Raw genomic sequence first — 17,245 nt, 5'->3', positions numbered from 1 at the left:
TCAGGCATTTGTGCTGAAGTTTTAAAGTGAGATGGACGATCCCTCTGCAGGCTGAAGAGGGATTTTGTTTTGGTCAGGGTTTTCCGGCCCAGACGACCATGACTTTATCTTCACCGCGTTCACGGACGAATCCATAGCCTTGTGATAAAGAGAGCGTGGTTTGCTTGCCCATCCCAATCGCCGGATGGCGGGCGCGGAACTGACCGAGTTTCTGCCAGTGAGCAACCGTTGCCGCGTTTTTGCCGCTAACATCCTGCCAGTTCATGTCTGAACGCGTGCCCTGTAACGGATCGGAACCGGTGGGCCCAAACGGACGATCAGATTCGTCACCATAGAAAATTTGCACAGCACCTGGGGCAAGCATCAGCAGTTCAGCCGCTTCACTTCCTCCATCACGGAACAGGCGAGTGTCGTGGGAAGAAAGATAACTCAGCACGTTGAAGCTCTGAAGGCTCTCGGCCATGTGCTGCCAGGTCATGTCGACAGTGGCGAAACAATCGACCGCTTTTGCCGCCTGGTCCTGGTAATCAAAGTTGATCATCGCATCGAAACCGTGGCGATAGTATTCACTTTGCATCACGCCGTGGCCCCAGGCTTCACCCGTCATCCAGAAAGGTGAGTTATCCAGGGCTTTGTCTGGATTCGCTTTTTTCCATTCTGCCAGCGCTGCTGTGGCTTGCGTTTTGAGCTGATCCCACGCCGGAAGTTCGACGTGTTTAGCGGTATCAACCCGGAAGCCATCAATGCCGTAATCCCTAACCCATTGGCTCAACCAATGAGTGAGATAATCCCGCGGCGTGTAGCCCGCGATCGCTTTGGCGGCGGTATCAGGTTTGTGCTGATAGAAAACAGGCAAGCCTGACACAGCTTTCGATTCGGTTTTCAGGTCAGGTAAAAAGGCGAGTGACATCCTCAAATCGTCAAAGCCGGGGTTGTCATAATCGCCGATATCGGTGCGAATCCACTGCTTGCCCCACCATTTGTCCCAGGCAGCTTTGTCGCTGAAGTTAATGTAATCATTAAAGCTGTGCCAGCTTTGCCCAGCGCCGGGCTTCCAGTCGGTCCAGTGTTCGCCCAGCGTTTTCTTCAACTCATCGCCTTGCAGATAAAGCGCGCCAAACTGGTATTGCTGCATATCAGCCAGCGTGGCGTAGCCCGTATGGTTCATCACGACGTCAAACAGCACGCGAATGCCGCGCTTATGGGCTTCGTCGACCAACTGGCGTAAATCGTCTTCCGCTCCCATATTGGCGTCGAGCTTTGTCCAGTCCTGCGGGTAGTAGCCGTGATAGGCGTAATGCGGGAAATCGCCCTTGGTACCGCCGCCCACCCAACCGTGGATTTGCTCAAGAGGGGAGCTAATCCACAGCGCGTTGATGCCTAACTGCTGCAGATAATCCAGTTTAGTCGTGAGCCCTTGCAGATCGCCGCCGTGGAATGTGCCTGTCTCCTGCATGCCGTCTTTATGGCGGCCATAGCTGTTGTCGTTGGCGGGATTACCGTTCACATAACGGTCTGTGAGAACGAAGTAGACGGTTGCGTTGTGCCAGTCAAAAGCGGCTGGTTCGGCTGTTTGCGCATTTTCCAGCAACAGCAGCCCGTTGCTGCTGGGATCGGGTTGAAGTGTGATTTTGCCATTGCTGACCACGACGGTTTGTCCGCTGTAAAAATCACGAACTTTGCTGCCTTCTGCAAACGTTTTGCTGACATCCACCGTGAGCGGTTTTCCATCCCAACGAGGGCATTGGCGAACTTCAACTTTTGCCGTATCTGCGGTGGCACTTTCCACACCCAACATCAGCGTTGGCGTGCCCGAGCGGGCATCGAGCGTTAACGTGTATAAACCGTCGCGAAAAAGCCGCCATTGTGGCGGAGTGCCATGGCAAGGTTCCAGCGAAAGCATCTCGTTCAGTTTGACAGTGCCGGAAGGCTGCCAGCACTGCTGGTCAAAATGTAAAGTTAAAGGACGAGTACCCTTCGCGAGCTTTTGCTGACTGACAAACTTCCCGGTGCCTTCCGGCGTAAAGGCGGGGAAATCCGCAGAAGTCCATGCCGCCAGCGCCATGCCGGGCAGCAGAAGAGGAAGCAGAGCGGCAAGTTTCATTCCGATCACCTGTTGTCAGTTTTTTCTCATTTTGCCAGCGTTATGCCAGCGCTAACTCCTCCTTGCAGGGGAATCCAGGGGAGGATGTGAAAGGGTGAGTGATCGGGCTCAAAAATGCCGTTAATTTTCTGCGATAAGCCGTGCAATTTCAGGAATATGAGGCGAAATAAAGCAAATCATGCATGACATCGTTTCAGATTTTGACTATTTCTTTGGGTGCGCCGGTGGGGTATTTTTGATATGATTTGTAATTCATTTCTCGAATTTACGAAAAATACAAGGTGTTGGAATGCATTTATCCGACCAGGAGACCTAATGATATCGACTCCCATTCGACAATATGGGGCTGCGATACTCATGTTACTCACCTGTGCATTTTCAGGTGGCGTGCTGGCAAAGACGCACACAGCAACAACGAGTCATAAAGCCCCGATAATAAAGACAAGCAGTAATAGTAAGGTTAGCAGTAAACAAGAGTATTCTCGCAATAGTGCAAAGAGTCGTTCACTTCCTGATTTGCGAAAATACCCTTCCGGGACACCAAGGAAAAAAGCGTTTCTCCGGACCGTAATGCCTTATATTACCAGTCAAAATGCGGCGATTACTGCCGATCGTAACTGGCTTGTGTCCAAACAGTATGACGGTCATTGGTCACCGTCCGAGCGTACGCGCCTGAAAGGGATTTCCCAGCGTTATAAAATTAGCTGGTCCGGGAATACCCGCAAAATTCCGTGGAACTCGCTGCTGGAACGCGTGGATATCATTCCGGGTAGCATGGTTGCGACCATGGCCGCAGCAGAAAGCGGCTGGGGCACGTCAAAACTCGCGCGTAGCAACAACAACCTGTTCGGTATGAAGTGTGGGCGCGGTAAGTGTCCGTCAGGAACGGGTAAAGTGAAGGGCTACTCTCACTTTGATTCAGTGAAAGAGTCTGTTGAAGCGTACGTGGTGAATCTGAATACGCACCCGGCTTATGCCTCTTTCCGTAAGTCCCGCGCGCAGTTGCGTAAAACGGACCAGGAAGTGACGGCCAGCGCGATGATCCACAAGCTGAAAGGCTACTCAACGCGTGGTTCAAGCTACAACAACTACCTGTTCAGTATGTACCAGGATAACCAGCGTCTGATTGCTGCGCATATGTAATGCAGCATTGCCGGGTGGCGCGATGCTTACCCGGCCTACAAAAACTGTAAGCCCGAGCAATGACTAGCGGCTAATATGCTGAAACGCCTTCCCTCCGGAAGGCGTTTTTGTTTCTGCAATAGGGCTAAACCAGCGCCTCACCGAAGCGTTCACGGTATTCCTTCGGCGTGGTGTCGTACTCTTTCTTGAACACCGAATAGAAATACTGCAACGACGGGTAGCCGCACATCTGCGAAATCTCATTGATTGACAGGGAAGTGGACACCAGCAGGCTGCGGGCTTTCTCCAGCTTTTCGCTGTGGATCACCGCATGAATGGTTTCCCCCACTTCTTCTTTGAAGCGTTTCTCCAGATTCGAGCGCGAGATGCCTACTGCATCCAGCACTTGTTCCACCTTAATTCCCTTGCAGGCGTTATTGCGGATGTAGTGCATCGCCTGAATCACCGCCGGATCGTCAAGCGAACGGTAGTCTGTGGAACGCCTCTCCACCACGCGAACGGGTGGCACCAGCAGGCGCTGCAATGGCAGATTTTCTTCATCCAGCAAACGGTGCAGCAACTTCGCTGCCTGATAACCCATTTGACGGGTACCCTGAGCAACAGAAGAAAGCGCCACACGAGACAGGTAGCGTGTCAGCTCTTCGTTATCGATGCCAATCACGCACAGCTTTTCGGGGACCGGAATATGCAAATGCTCGCAGGCCTGCAGGACATGGCGAGCACGCGCATCCGTGACGGCGATAATGCCGGTTTGCGGCGGTAGCGTTTGCAGCCAATCCGCGAGGCGGTTTTGCGCATGCTGCCAGTTTTCAGGCGCGGTTTCTTGCCCCTGATACACCACGCCGCGGTACTTCTCTTTGGCCACTATCTGGCAAAAAGCGTGTTCGCGCTCCACCGCCCAGCGTTTACCGCTGGAAGAGGGCAGACCATAAAAGGCAAAACGGTGAACACCTTTTTCTTTCAAATGCAGAAAGGCGGTTTCGACCAGAGCATAGTTATCCGTTGCGATATAGTGCACGGCCGGATAGTGCTCCGGGCGATGGTAAGAACCGCCGACGCCAATGATGGGAACCTCAACGTCTGCCAGCAGCGCTTCAATTTCGGGATCGTCATAATCAGCAATGACGCCGTCACCGAGCCACTCTTTGATATTTTCGATACGGGCGCGAAAATCTTCTTCAATAAAGATGTCCCATTCGGACTGCGAAGCCTGAAGGTATTCACCCACGCCTTCAACGACCTGTCGGTCATAGGCTTTATTGGCATTGAACAGCAATGTTATCCGGTGGCGCTTTTCAAACATGTTCAGCTTTCCTGGGAGCAAAGAGGGCGAAACCCGCAGGTCTCGCCATCATATCGGCCTTCACCGCGATCAGGCTCGTCGTTTGGTGGCGGAATCCATCCATACTGCCAGCAGTAAAATGGTGCCCTTCACGATATATTGCCAGAAAGTCGGCACGTCCATCATGCTCATTCCGTTATCCAGCGCAGACATAATAAACGCCCCCATCACCGCGCCAGCCACGCTTCCCACGCCGCCAGCGAGGCTGGTACCGCCAATCACACAGGCGGCGATGGCATCCAGCTCGGCAATGTTCCCGGCAGACGGAGAGCCCGCCCCCAGACGCGAGCTCAGAATAAGCCCGGCAATCGCCACCATCAGGCCATTGATGGCGAACACGGCAAGCTTAGTACGCTCCACGTTTATGCCCGACAGGCGTGCCGCTTCAATGTTGCCGCCGATGGCATAAATGCGCCGCCCAAATGCCGTGCGGGTCGCCATAAACATGCCTGCCAGAAGCAGTAACGCAAGGATCAGCACCGGTGTGGGGACTCCGCGATAATCGTTCAGCATCCAGATAGCACCCAGCGCAATCACCGCCGTCAGCGACTGGCGAGCGACCACGCCTGACGATGCAGGTGTTTGCAAGCCCAGCGCCTGACGGCGCATGCGCCCACGCCATTGCCAGGCCACGAAGGCCATCAGGCCGACGACGCCAATCACGAAGCCAATGCCATCCGGTAAATAGCTCTGCCCGATTTGCGACATGGCCGGGCTGGTGGGCGACACTGTCGTGCCATTGGTGATACCAATCAGAATGCCGCGAAACGCCAGCATACCGGCGAGCGTAACGATAAATGATGGAACTTTGCGATAAGCCACCCACCAACCGTTCCATGCGCCAAGCACCAGGCCCAGTACCAACGTCACCACGATGGTTAAGGGCAGCGGCCAGCCCAGCCAGACGTCAAAAATGGCCGCCACGCCGCCCAGCAGACCCATCATTGAGCCCACGGACAAGTCGATTTCAGCCGAGACAATCACGAACACCATGCCGACTGCCAGAATGCCGGTGATGGCGGTCTGGCGTAGCAGGTTCGAGACGTTACGGGCGCTAAGGTAAGAGCCGTCGGTGGTCCAGGTGAAAAACAGCATAATGGCGATAATGGCCGCTATCATCACAAAGACCTGCAGATTGAGGTTTTTCAGCCCCGCAAAGGCGGCGGGCGCCTGCGCGTTAAGCTTCAGTTCAGACGGGCTGTTTTTCGACATGTCGTTCACTCCTGAGGGCCGCTTCCATCACTTTCTCCTGGGTCAGTTGATGGTTGACCAGGTCCGCTTTCAGTTTGCCTTCGTGCATCACCAGCACGCGGTCGCTCAGGCCAAGCACTTCCGGCAATTCAGAAGAGATGACGATCACCGCGATGCCTTGCTGCACCAGTTGGTTAATCAGTTTGTAGATTTCATATTTCGCCCCGATATCGATGCCGCGCGTCGGTTCGTCGAGGATCAGGATGCGAGGGTTGAGCAACAGGCAACGTGCCAGAATGGCTTTCTGCTGGTTACCGCCGCTGAGTCGGCCAATCGCCAGCTCTGGCGATGAAGTTTTCACTTTTAATCGCTGGAGGGATTGCAGAATGCAGTGTTGTTCCCCGGCATCGTCTAATGCGCTGAGCGGCCCGGTAAACTGACTGAGTGCGGCGAGCGTGATGTTTTTACCCACCGCCATCACCGGCACAATGCCGTCTTTCTTACGGTCTTCCGGCACCATCGCAATGCCGTGGGCGATGGCTTGCTGACAGGAATTGATGGTTACGGGCTTACCGTCGATAAAAATTTGTCCCTCCCAGCGCCCGCGCCACACACCAAACAGGCACTGCACCGCTTCAGTTCGCCCGGCACCCACCAGGCCAGCAATCCCCAGAATTTCCCCGCGCTTAAGTGAAAATGAGATGTCATTAACCCGTTTGATATGGCGATTCACCGGATGCCAGGCGGTAAGGTGCTCCACGCGCAGGATTTCTTCGCCAGGCGTATGCGGTTCGTTGGGATAAAGCGCCGTCAGCTCACGACCGACCATCATGGTGATGATGTCGTCTTCACTCATGCCGCTGGCATCCCGGGTACCGATGTGCTGCCCATCGCGAATCACGCAGATGGTGTCCGAAATGGCCTTCACTTCATTGAGTTTGTGCGAGATGTAGATGCAGGCAATATCGTGGTTTTGCAGGTCGCGGATGATATTCAGCAGCACTGCCGTTTCCTGCTCGGTGAGCGAGGCAGTGGGTTCATCGAGGATCAGCAGGCGCACCTGTTTGTTTAGCGCCTTTGCGATCTCAACCAGTTGCTGCTGCCCCAGACCTAAATCCCCCACTCGCGTATCCGGAGAAATGGCAAGGCTAACCTGCGCCAGCAGCTTCTCGCAGCGCACGGTCATTTGGTCGTAATCGAGCACGCCATAGCGGCTTATTTCGGCACCGAGAAAGATATTTTCCAGTACGGTCAGGTGCTTAACCAGTGCCAGTTCCTGGTGAATAATGGCTATACCCCGGCGTTCGGTATCGCGAATATGCGCGGCCTGCAGCGGTTCCCCGGCAAAGACGATATCGCCGTCAAAGCTGCCATGAGGATAAATGCCGCACAGCACTTTCATCAGCGTTGATTTGCCCGAGCCGTTTTCGCCGCACAGGGAAACGACTTCCCCGGCGTTCAGGCGCAGGCTAACGTTATCGACGGCTTTTACCGACCCGAAAGCTTTGGTAATGCTCTTCATTTCAAGTAAATAAGGCATAACGACTCCACGTAGCGTTCCGCGTAAAAGGAATCAGCCCCCCGTCAGAGGGGCTGCGCGATCACAGCTCGCTTTTCTTGTGGAAGCCGTCCTTGATAACCGTCTGGTCGATATTGGTTTTGTTGACTTCAATCGGCGTCAGCAAACGGGCGGGAACCTCTTTGAGGCCGTTATTCAGCGTCGCATCTGATTTTGGCTGCTGGCCGTTACCCAGCTCTACCGCAATTTCTGCGGCCGTGGTGGCAAGTTGCGTAATTGGCTTATACACCGTCATGGTTTGCGTGCCGGAAATAATGCGTTTTACCCCCGCCAAATCGGCGTCTTGCCCGGAAATGGCCACTTTACCTGCCAGGCCTTGTGCGCTCAGTGCCTGAATCGCACCGCCCGCAGTGGCATCATTGGAAGCGACCACGGCATCAATATTGTTATTGTTCGCAGTCAGGGCGTTTTCCATGATTTTCAGGGCATTTTCTGGCAGCCAGCCATCCGCCCACTGATCGCCAACCACTTTAATTTTGCCGCTGTCGATATAAGGTTTTAAGACCTTCATCTGCCCGGCGCGGAACAGTTTGGCATTGTTGTCCACCGGTGAACCGCCCATCAGGAAGTAATTGCCGGTAGGGACTTTATCGACCAGGCTCTGGGCCTGCATTTCGCCCACTTTTTCATTGTCGAAAGAAATATAAAAATCGATATCTGCGTTATTAATCATACGGTCATAAGCCAATACTTTAATGCCTTCTTGTTTGGCTTCTTTAATAACGTTACTTAATACCTGGCCATTATAAGGAATAATAACAAGGACATCCACGCCGCGGTTGATCATATTTTCAATCTGCGACATTTGGGTTTCTTCATTACCGTTAGCCGATTGCACAAATACTTTGGCACCTAAGGATTCGGCTTTATTGACAAATATGTCGCGATCTTTTTGCCAGCGCTCCAGGCGCAGGTCATCGATAGCCATACCGATCTTCACTTCTTTTGCGATGCCTGCAAAGCTTGTCAGCAGCAGGGAAGCGCAGAGGGTCAGGCAAAGGTTCTTTATCTTCATCATCGTAGGGCCTTTTTGTAAGAATGTCAGTGTGGTGAGATTGGCGATAAAAGAAACAAATACGACGGGTACGGAGCAAATTTTTAGCACGGGGAGAGATTCTGGCAATTACAGATTTTTATCTTCTGATTATGATATTTGGTTTATTTCCTGATTTATGACCGCGATCGGCTTTTACATCGTTTCAGCAATTTGTTTCATCATTTTCATGGAGCCAGGCCGCAACGTTCATTTGAGTTGAAATATTTTGCGAGCCAGCGCACGTTTGCGCATTCTCTCAACCTCAGTGTGAAATAACGTAATTGAGCAACCGCGATTCCAGTAACAGTATTACGGCACAACCTGGTATTCGCCGCGTCTAATGGAGTTCAATTATGCAAGCTTATTTCGACCAACTCGATCGTGTTCGTTATGAAGGCCCGAAATCGCAAAATCCGCTGGCTTTCCGCCACTACAACCCGGACGAGCTGGTGCTCGGCAAACGTATGGAAGACCATCTGCGCTTCGCGGCATGCTACTGGCATACCTTCTGCTGGAACGGGGCCGACATGTTTGGCGTCGGCTCTTTTGATCGCCCATGGCAGCAGCCTGGTGAAGCTATCGCGCTGGCAAAACGCAAAGCCGACGTGGCCTTTGAGTTCTTCCACAAGCTGAATGTGCCGTATTACTGCTTCCACGATGTTGACGTTTCTCCGGAAGGCGCTTCGCTGAAAGAGTACCTGAACAACTTTGCGCAGATGACCGATGTGCTGGCCGAAAAACAGCAGCAGAGCGGCGTGAAGTTGCTGTGGGGCACGGCGAACTGCTTCACCAACCCGCGTTACGGCGCAGGTGCGGCGACCAACCCTGATCCAGAAGTGTTCAGTTGGGCGGCTACTCAGGTCGTCACCGCGATGAACGCGACCCATAAGCTGGGTGGTGAAAACTACGTGCTGTGGGGCGGTCGTGAAGGCTATGAAACTCTGCTGAATACCGACCTGCGTCAGGAGCGCGAGCAAATCGGCCGCTTCATGCAGATGGTGGTTGAGCACAAACACAAAATCGGTTTCCGTGGCACGTTGCTGATCGAACCCAAACCGCAGGAGCCGACCAAGCACCAGTACGATTACGATGCGTCTACCGTGTATGGCTTCCTCAAGCAGTTCGGCCTGGAAAAAGAGATTAAACTCAATATTGAAGCGAACCACGCGACGCTGGCAGGGCACTCTTTCCATCATGAAATCGCCACTGCCATTGCGCTGGGTCTGTTTGGATCGGTCGATGCTAACCGCGGCGACGCGCAGCTGGGCTGGGATACCGACCAGTTCCCGAACAGCGTGGAAGAAAATGCGCTGGTGATGTATGAAATTATCAAAGCGGGTGGCTTCACCACCGGTGGCCTGAACTTTGATGCCAAAGTACGCCGTCAAAGTACCGACAAATATGATCTGTTCTACGGCCATATCGGCGCGATGGATACCATGGCGCTGTCGCTGAAAGTCGCTGCACGCATGATTGAAGACGGCGAGCTGGATAAGCGTGTGGCGCGTCGCTACGCGGGCTGGAATGGTGAACTGGGCCAGCAAATCCTGAAAGGGCAGATGTCGCTGACCGACATCGCGAAGTACGCTGAACAGCATAACCTGTCTCCACAGCATCACAGCGGACACCAGGAACTGCTGGAAAACCTGGTGAATCATTACCTGTTTGATAAATAACCTCTGATTGCCCGGTGGCGCTACGCTGACCGGGCCTACAGGGTTTTGTAGGCCGGTGCAAGCGCAGCGCCACCGGGCATTGACGCTTAAGGAACCCACTCATGTATATCGGGATAGATCTCGGCACCTCCGGCGTAAAAGCAATTTTGCTTAGCGAGCAGGGCGACGTACTGGCTTCACAGACCGAAAAACTGACTGTCTCTCGTCCTCATCCGTTGTGGTCTGAACAGGATCCCGAACAATGGTGGCTGGCGACGGATCGCGCGATCAAAGCGTTAAGCACGCAACATTCGTTAGCGGAAGTGAAAGCTCTGGGCATTGCCGGGCAGATGCACGGTGCCACCTTGCTGGACAAACAACAGCGCGTGCTGCGGCCAGCCATTTTATGGAATGACGGTCGCTGTGCTGAAGAGTGCTCGCTGTTGGAAGCGGCGGTTCCACGTTCAAGGGAAATCACCGGCAACCTGATGATGCCGGGCTTTACCGCACCAAAATTGCTGTGGGTTCAGCGGCATGAACCGGACGTTTTTAACCAGGTTGATAAAGTACTGCTGCCGAAAGATTATCTGCGTCTACGAATGACCGGCGAGTTTGCCAGCGATATGTCCGATGCGGCGGGCACGATGTGGCTGGACGTGGCAAAACGAGACTGGAGCGACGACATGCTGCAGGCGTGCGGGTTGAGTCGTGACAACATGCCCGCGCTGTTTGAAGGAAGCGAGATAACAGGCACGCTGCTGCCGGCTGTTGCTCAGGCGTGGAACATTCCCGCCGTGCCTGTTGTGGCTGGCGGGGGGGATAACGCGGCGGGGGCGGTTGGCGTTGGGCTGGCAGATGCCGGGCAGGCCATGCTCTCGCTCGGCACGTCCGGGGTCTATTTTGCCGTGAGCGAAGGTTTCCTTAGCAAACCTGAAAGCGCGGTGCACAGTTTCTGTCACGCGTTGCCTGGGCGCTGGCACCTGATGTCGGTGATGCTGAGTGCCGCCTCCTGTCTTGATTGGGCCGCAAAATTAACAGGCCTGAATGACGTGCCTGCATTACTAGCTGCTGCGCAGAAAGCCGATAAAAATGCCGATCCGGTGTGGTTCCTGCCCTATCTTTCCGGCGAGCGCACTCCGCACAATAACCCGAATGCCAAAGGCGTCTTTTTCGGGCTGACTCATCAGCATGGCCCAGCAGAACTGGCGCAAGCCGTACTCGAAGGCGTGGGGTTTGCGCTGGCTGATGGAATGGATGTGGTTCACGCCTGTGGGATCACGCCGAAAAGTGTGACCCTGATTGGCGGCGGCGCACGCAGCGCGTACTGGCGACAAATGCTGGCCGATATCAGCGGCATTGCGCTGGATTACCGCACCGGTGGCGACGTTGGCCCGGCTTTAGGGGCGGCACGCCTTGCTCAACTGGCGATGAATCCAGGAAAACCGTATTCAGGTTTATTGCCTCAGTTGACGCTGGAGCAAACACATCAGCCCGATACCGCGAAAGTAGCCGCGTATGCACCCCGTCGGGAAATGTTCCGTAAGCTTTATCAACAGCTAAAACCGTTAATGTCCTGAAGCGACGGTTAGCTGTCCTTTTTTGACCTTCGCGTGACTCCTGTTTGTTGCCAGACTTGTTCTACACTGACCTCAACAGGAGTTGCATCATGTCCCGCACCGCTCTGATTAACATCGATACGCAGCAGTCTTTTGAACAGCGTCCATTTTGGCAGGCCGCTGATTTACCAGCATTTCAGTCAGTCATGTTGCAACTGATTGATGGCTGCCAGCAGCGTGATATTCCTGTGGTCGACATCTTTCATGTCGACAGTCAGGGGCCATTTTCCCTGGAAAGCGGCTTCGTGAAACCGATGTCCTTTTTGCGCCATCAACCTGACGTGACGTTCTTTAAGCATGTTCACAACGCTTTCACCGATACCGGGCTCGACTTCTGGCTGAGAAGCCGCGATATCAATCACCTGATCATTTGCGGATTACGCACCGAACAGTGCTGTGAAACCACGACGCGTGTGGCCTCCGATCTTGGCTATCAGGTCACGTTTGTCACGGAAGCGACGCTGACCTTTCCGATGACCCACAAAGGCGTTACGCTGGATGTTGAAACGCTGCGCCATAGGACGGAAACTGTGCTGGACGGGCGTTTCGCTACCCTCAAAACTGTTGCGGAGACGCTTGAATCGCTATGACCACCGATGTCTGGTTCGTGATGTTGCCGGGTGTGCTATCGCAATCATTTGCATCCTGCCATTCATCGTGCGCAGGACGCATTAACGGCGGTTCCGCAGTATTCATGGTCGCTGGCAGGCATCGCCGAGCGAGCCCATGTCACCCCTCGGCACCTCACTCGCTTGTTCAGACAGCATTTGGGTATCAGCGTCAGGGATTACCTTGAACAGCTCAGGCTGGCGTTAGCAGAACAACGGCTGTTGCAAGGCAGTGGCGTGGAACAAGCCGCGCAGGCGGCGGGGTTCAGCTCTGCCCGGCAATTACACCGGGCACGTCATCGCGCTTTAGCTGACTAACCGGCGAGTGTCGATTTTCTGCACCAGCAATGACAGCAACAGGCTGCCGGCAAGCGTGGCGCTGAAAATCCAGAGGATATCTAACAAAGGCCAGCTTTTGAGTTCCAGGCCGCTGGAACGCAGCGCATGAATCAGCAGGGCGTGGAATCCGTAAATACCTAAGGAGTGCTGAGAGATAGTGCTTAAACCCGGAAGTTCGCGGCCATTTAGCGTATTTTTCACCACAATCAGCAACGTGACCGCGCAGATAAAGACCATCGGCCCCGCGTAAAGATACCAGGTGTCGGCAAAGTTACCGCGCCATTTCAGTTCATGCAGCGTTCCCCGGGAAATCACCCACACCGAAGCGAGGAACAGCCCCGCGCACAGCAGTGTCAGCGGTTTTTTATCGGTATTCATCATCCCCAGCGCCCGGCCCAGCAGGCCATAAAGAACGTAATAAAACGTATCGCCATCGATGTACAGATTCACCGGAAGCCACTCAAATCCGCTTGTTTTGACCGGCACCGTGTTGGGGTTGGCGACTATCCCGAGAACCACCATCAGCGCCAGCAGCATCCAGCCGTTGACGGCTTTAACCTGAATCAGTGGGGAAAGCAGGTAAATTACGAAAATCGCGAAGAAAAACCACAGATGATAGAAAACAGGTTTTTGCAGCAGATTCTTCAGTGAAAGCTCAATGTTGATGTGGGTGAAAAGCAGGATATAGAGCAGCGCAATGGCACTGTAAAACAGCAGACACAACCCGATTCTCAGGAAATGGCGCGGTTGGGCGCTGCGCTCGCCGAAGAACAAATAGCCTGAAATCATGAAAAACAACGGAACGCTGACGCGAGAGGCTGAATTCAGCAGGTTGGCGATATCCCAGTTAAACAGGCTGGTGCTGTGTGAGTGGGTCACATACCAGGTAGTGGTGTGGATCATCAGCACCATCAGGCAGGCAATCCCTCGCAGATTGGTTATCCAGTTAATCTTTCCCGACATCAGTTCCTCAGTATTAGGGTGAACAGTAAGTCTGACCCGCAAACACCGCGCCTGTCTTGTTAGAAAAATCTGATTTGACTCAGGTGTCTTACTGTGGGTCGAACGGATTGGGCAAATCCGTGTCAGAATAATCGTCCAAAAATAAATTATGACAATAACAGCCAACGATTAAGGCCGTAACGAAAAATGATGATGAAGTATTTCTCCCTGTTGCTGGTGGTCGTCGCCCTCGCAGGGTGTAATTCCCCTCAGGCTCCCGAACAAAAGGCGCAACGAGCAAAGATGGACCCGTCTCGCTCGCTGGAAATGGAGCAGCTGTGCAAAGGCCAGGCCGCAAAACGCTATAACACGGGCGCGCAGAAGATTGATGTCACCGGCTTTGAGCAATTTCAGGGCAGCTACGAGCTAAAAGGGTATACGCCCCGGAATGAGAGTTTCATCTGCTCATTTGATTCAGAAGGCCAATTTTTACACCTTTCGATGCGCTGATGGCCTGCGGGAAGGGGGCGAAAAGCACTGCCTTCCCTCAATTTTTCCTGAAACAACGCCCATTCATACTGTATATCTCACAGCCAGCGGGTATACTTGACGCTTCCTTAAATCCACACGTATCCAGCACGAAAATATATGCAAAAGTTTGATACCAGGACTTTCCAGGGCCTGATCCTGACCTTACAGGATTACTGGGCTCGTCAGGGCTGCACCATTGTTCAACCTCTGGACATGGAAGTCGGCGCTGGCACCTCCCATCCGATGACCTGTCTGCGCGCGCTCGGCCCAGAGCCGATGGCCACTGCTTATGTGCAGCCATCCCGCCGCCCGACCGATGGTCGATACGGTGAAAACCCGAACCGTTTACAGCATTACTACCAGTTCCAGGTGGTGATTAAGCCGTCTCCGGACAACATTCAGGAGCTGTATCTCGGTTCCCTGAAAGAGCTGGGCATGGACCCGACCATTCACGACATTCGCTTCGTGGAAGATAACTGGGAAAACCCAACACTGGGTGCCTGGGGTCTGGGTTGGGAAGTGTGGCTGAACGGCATGGAAGTGACGCAGTTCACTTACTTCCAGCAGGTTGGCGGCCTGGAGTGTAAGCCGGTGACCGGCGAAATCACCTACGGTCTGGAACGTCTGGCGATGTACATTCAGGGCGTAGACAGCGTTTACGACCTGGTCTGGAGCGACGGCCCGCTGGGTAAAACCACCTACGGCGACGTGTTCCATCAGAACGAAGTGGAGCAATCCACCTACAACTTCGAATACGCAGACGTCGACTTCCTGTTCTCCTGCTTCGAGCAGTACGAGAAAGAAGCTCAGCAGTTGCTGGCGCTGGAAAACCCGCTGCCACTGCCTGCTTACGAACGTATTCTGAAGGCCGCCCACAGCTTCAACCTGCTGGATGCGCGTAAAGCCATCTCCGTCACCGAGCGTCAGCGCTACATTCTGCGCATTCGCACCCTGACCAAAGCCGTGGCAGAAGCTTACTATGCTTCCCGTGAAGCCCTGGGCTTCCCGATGTGCAACAAGAATAAATAAGAGGCGGCCATGTCTGAAAAAACTTTCCTGGTGGAAATCGGCACCGAAGAGCTGCCACCAAAAGCCCTGCGCAGCCTGGCGGAATCTTTTGCTGCCAACGTGACTGCGGAACTTGATGCCGCTGGCCTCGCCCACGGTAACGTAGAGTGGTTTGCTGCTCCACGCCGTCTGGCGCTGAAAGTGGCCAATCTGGCGGGATCTCAGCCGGATCGCGAAGTCGAAAAACGTGGCCCGGCGGTCTCTGCAGCGTTTGATGCAGAAGGCAAACCGAGCAAAGCGGCAGAAGGCTGGGCGCGCGGTTGCGGTATTACCGTCGATCAGGCTGAGCGCATGGTCACCGACAAAGGTGAATGGCTGCTGTATCGCGCGCACGTGAAAGGCGAAAGCGCCGAAGCGTTGCTGCCGAACATGATTGCCACCTCGCTGACCAAGCTGCCTATTCCAAAACTGATGCGCTGGGGCGCGTCCGACGTGCAGTTCGTGCGCCCGGTTCATACCGTGACGCTGCTGCTCGGCGATAAAGTCATTCCGGCAACCATTCTGGGTATTCAGTCCGATCGTGTGATTCGCGGCCATCGCTTTATGGGCGAACCGGAATTCACTATCGACAATGCCGATCAGTATCCGCAAATCCTGGCTGAGCGTGGCAAAGTCATTGCGGATTACGAACAGCGTAAAGCCAAAATCAAAGCCGATGCTGAAGAAGCGGCTCGCAACATTGGCGGTAACGCCGATCTGAGCGAAAGCCTGCTGGAAGAAGTGGCCTCCCTGGTGGAATGGCCGGTTGTCCTGACGGCGAAATTCGAAGAGAAATTCCTCGCCGTGCCTGCGGAAGCGCTGGTCTACACCATGAAAGGTGACCAGAAATACTTCCCGGTGTATGGCAACGACGGCAAACTGCTGCCGAACTTTATCTTCGTGACCAACATCGAATCGAAAGATCCGCTGCAGATTATCTCCGGTAACGAGAAAGTGGTTCGTCCACGTCTGGCAGATGCCGAGTTCTTCTTCAACACCGACCGTAAAAAGCGTCTGGAAGACAACCTGCCACGTCTGCAAACCGTGCTGTTCCAACAGCAACTGGGTACGCTGCGTGACAAAACTGACCGCATTCAGGCCCTGGCGGGCTGGATTGCCGGGCAGATTGGTGCAGACGTCAACCACGCGACTCGTGCGGGCCTGCTCTCCAAGTGCGACCTGATGACCAACATGGTGTTCGAATTTACCGACACTCAGGGCATCATGGGCATGCACTATGCGCGTCACGACGGTGAAGCCGAAGACGTTGCAGTGGCGCTGAACGAGCAGTACCAGCCGCGTTTCGCGGGTGACGAACTGCCGTCCAACCCGGTGGCCTGTGCTGTGGCGATTGCCGATAAGATGGATACCCTCGCGGGCATCTTTGGTATTGGCCAGCATCCGAAAGGCGACAAAGACCCGTTTGCGCTGCGTCGTGCGGCGCTCGGCGTGCTGCGCATCATCGTTGAGAAGAACCTGAATCTCGATCTGCAAACGCTGACCGAAGAAGCGGTGCGTCTGTACGGTGACAAGCTGACCAACGCGAAAGTGGTGGATGAAGTTATCGACTTCATGCTGGGTCGCTTCCGTGCCTGGTATCAGGACGAAGGCTTCAGCGTGGACACCATTCAGGCCGTACTGGCGCGTCGTCCGACTCGTCCGGCAGATTTTGATGCGCGCATGAAAGCAGTCTCTCACTTCCGTACCCTGGAAGAAGCGGCAGCGCTAGCGGCAGCTAACAAACGTGTGTCGAACATCCTGGCGAAATCCGAAGAGACCCTGAACGACATCATTCACGCCTCTGTGCTGAAAGAAGCGGCAGAAATTAAGCTGGCAGGCAATTTGGTCGTGCTGCGCGACAAACTGCAGCCGTTCTTCGCTGAAGGCCGTTATCAGGAAGCGCTGGTTGAACTGGCAGCCCTGCGCGAGCCAGTGGATGAGTTCTTCGAAAACGTGATGGTTAACGCCGACGATAAAGACGTGCGTATCAACCGTCTGACACTGCTCAGCAAACTGCGCGAGCTGTTCCTGCAAGTTGCGGATATTTCCCTTCTTCAGTAATCCGGCTTTACGCATAAAACGAACCCGCCTGTGGCGGGTTTTTTTATGGGT

At 54.2% G+C, this 17,245-nt stretch carries 13 protein-coding genes and 1 pseudogene; 8 read left to right on the top strand and 6 right to left on the bottom strand.

Annotation, left to right across the window (positions count from 1 at the left end; translation table 11 throughout):
• Positions 1-73: 73 nt before the first annotated feature.
• Positions 74-2,104: an alpha-amylase gene (locus ACLW56_RS16230; RefSeq protein WP_330984780.1), complete on the bottom strand. Its 2,031-nt coding sequence runs from the start codon at positions 2,102-2,104 to the stop codon at positions 74-76.
• A gap of 315 nt (positions 2,105-2,419) precedes the next feature.
• Here ACLW56_RS16230 and ACLW56_RS16225 point away from each other — a divergent pair, with 315 nt between their 5' ends.
• The gene (locus ACLW56_RS16225) at positions 2,420-3,247 is read left to right on the top strand and encodes a protein bax (protein ID WP_330984779.1); all 828 of its coding nucleotides are present in this window, start codon (positions 2,420-2,422) and stop codon (positions 3,245-3,247) included.
• A 124-nt stretch (positions 3,248-3,371) separates the two neighbouring features.
• Here the strand turns inward: ACLW56_RS16225 and xylR are convergent, their stop codons facing one another.
• The 4 genes from xylR to xylF form a co-directional block, all read right to left on the bottom strand.
• Complete coding sequence (gene xylR / locus ACLW56_RS16220) at positions 3,372-4,550, bottom strand: D-xylose utilization transcriptional activator XylR (protein ID WP_330984778.1); 1,179 nt, start codon at positions 4,548-4,550, stop codon at positions 3,372-3,374.
• Positions 4,551-4,619: 69 nt separating this feature from the next.
• Complete coding sequence (gene xylH / locus ACLW56_RS16215) at positions 4,620-5,801, bottom strand: xylose ABC transporter permease XylH (RefSeq protein WP_330984777.1); 1,182 nt, start codon at positions 5,799-5,801, stop codon at positions 4,620-4,622.
• On the bottom strand, positions 5,779-7,320 hold the full coding sequence (locus tag ACLW56_RS16210; protein WP_330984776.1) for a xylose ABC transporter ATP-binding protein: 1,542 nt from the start codon (positions 7,318-7,320) through the stop codon (positions 5,779-5,781). The genes xylH and ACLW56_RS16210 overlap by 23 nt, the downstream gene beginning before the upstream one ends.
• A gap of 61 nt (positions 7,321-7,381) precedes the next feature.
• Complete coding sequence (gene xylF / locus ACLW56_RS16205) at positions 7,382-8,374, bottom strand: D-xylose ABC transporter substrate-binding protein (RefSeq protein WP_330984806.1); 993 nt, start codon at positions 8,372-8,374, stop codon at positions 7,382-7,384.
• Between the two features lie 374 nt (positions 8,375-8,748).
• Between xylF and xylA the strand changes: the two genes are divergently transcribed.
• From xylA to ACLW56_RS16185, 4 genes and pseudogenes are all read left to right on the top strand, one after another.
• Complete coding sequence (xylA, locus tag ACLW56_RS16200) at positions 8,749-10,071, top strand: xylose isomerase (protein WP_330984775.1); 1,323 nt, start codon at positions 8,749-8,751, stop codon at positions 10,069-10,071.
• A gap of 101 nt (positions 10,072-10,172) precedes the next feature.
• Complete coding sequence (xylB, locus tag ACLW56_RS16195) at positions 10,173-11,627, top strand: xylulokinase (protein WP_330984774.1); 1,455 nt, start codon at positions 10,173-10,175, stop codon at positions 11,625-11,627.
• A gap of 89 nt (positions 11,628-11,716) precedes the next feature.
• Positions 11,717-12,256 (top strand): isochorismatase family protein, encoded by a 540-nt coding sequence (locus tag ACLW56_RS16190; RefSeq protein ID WP_330984773.1) that lies wholly within the window; start codon positions 11,717-11,719, stop codon positions 12,254-12,256.
• Between the two features lie 36 nt (positions 12,257-12,292).
• Positions 12,293-12,592 (top strand): annotated as a pseudogene (locus ACLW56_RS16185) (helix-turn-helix domain-containing protein); the annotation flags it as partial.
• Here ACLW56_RS16185 and ACLW56_RS16180 read toward each other — a convergent pair.
• A complete protein-coding gene (locus ACLW56_RS16180) occupies positions 12,581-13,576 on the bottom strand; it encodes an acyltransferase (RefSeq protein WP_330984772.1) in 996 nt (331 codons plus the stop codon). The pseudogene ACLW56_RS16185 and the gene ACLW56_RS16180 overlap by 12 nt on opposite strands.
• 186 nt (positions 13,577-13,762) lie before the next feature.
• Between ACLW56_RS16180 and ACLW56_RS16175 the strand changes: the two genes are divergently transcribed.
• The 3 genes from ACLW56_RS16175 (at position 13,763) to glyS (ending at position 17,194) form a co-directional block, all read left to right on the top strand.
• Positions 13,763-14,065 (top strand): YsaB family lipoprotein, encoded by a 303-nt coding sequence (locus tag ACLW56_RS16175; RefSeq protein ID WP_330984771.1) that lies wholly within the window; start codon positions 13,763-13,765, stop codon positions 14,063-14,065.
• Positions 14,066-14,203: 138 nt separating this feature from the next.
• The gene (gene glyQ, locus ACLW56_RS16170; RefSeq protein ID WP_004126458.1) at positions 14,204-15,115 is read left to right on the top strand and encodes a glycine--tRNA ligase subunit alpha; all 912 of its coding nucleotides are present in this window, start codon (positions 14,204-14,206) and stop codon (positions 15,113-15,115) included.
• A gap of 9 nt (positions 15,116-15,124) precedes the next feature.
• Positions 15,125-17,194 carry a glycine--tRNA ligase subunit beta gene (glyS, locus tag ACLW56_RS16165; protein ID WP_330984770.1) on the top strand — a complete coding sequence of 690 codons (2,070 nt, stop codon included), beginning with the start codon at positions 15,125-15,127 and terminating at the stop codon, positions 17,192-17,194.
• Positions 17,195-17,245 lie beyond the last annotated feature (51 nt).

The sequence above is a fragment of the Pantoea sp. sgz302252 genome (assembly GCF_047713085.1).
GTDB lineage: Bacteria > Pseudomonadota > Gammaproteobacteria > Enterobacterales > Enterobacteriaceae > Scandinavium.
Note: the sequence above shows the minus strand (reverse complement) of the source record. Positions and strands in the feature narration are given on the sequence as shown.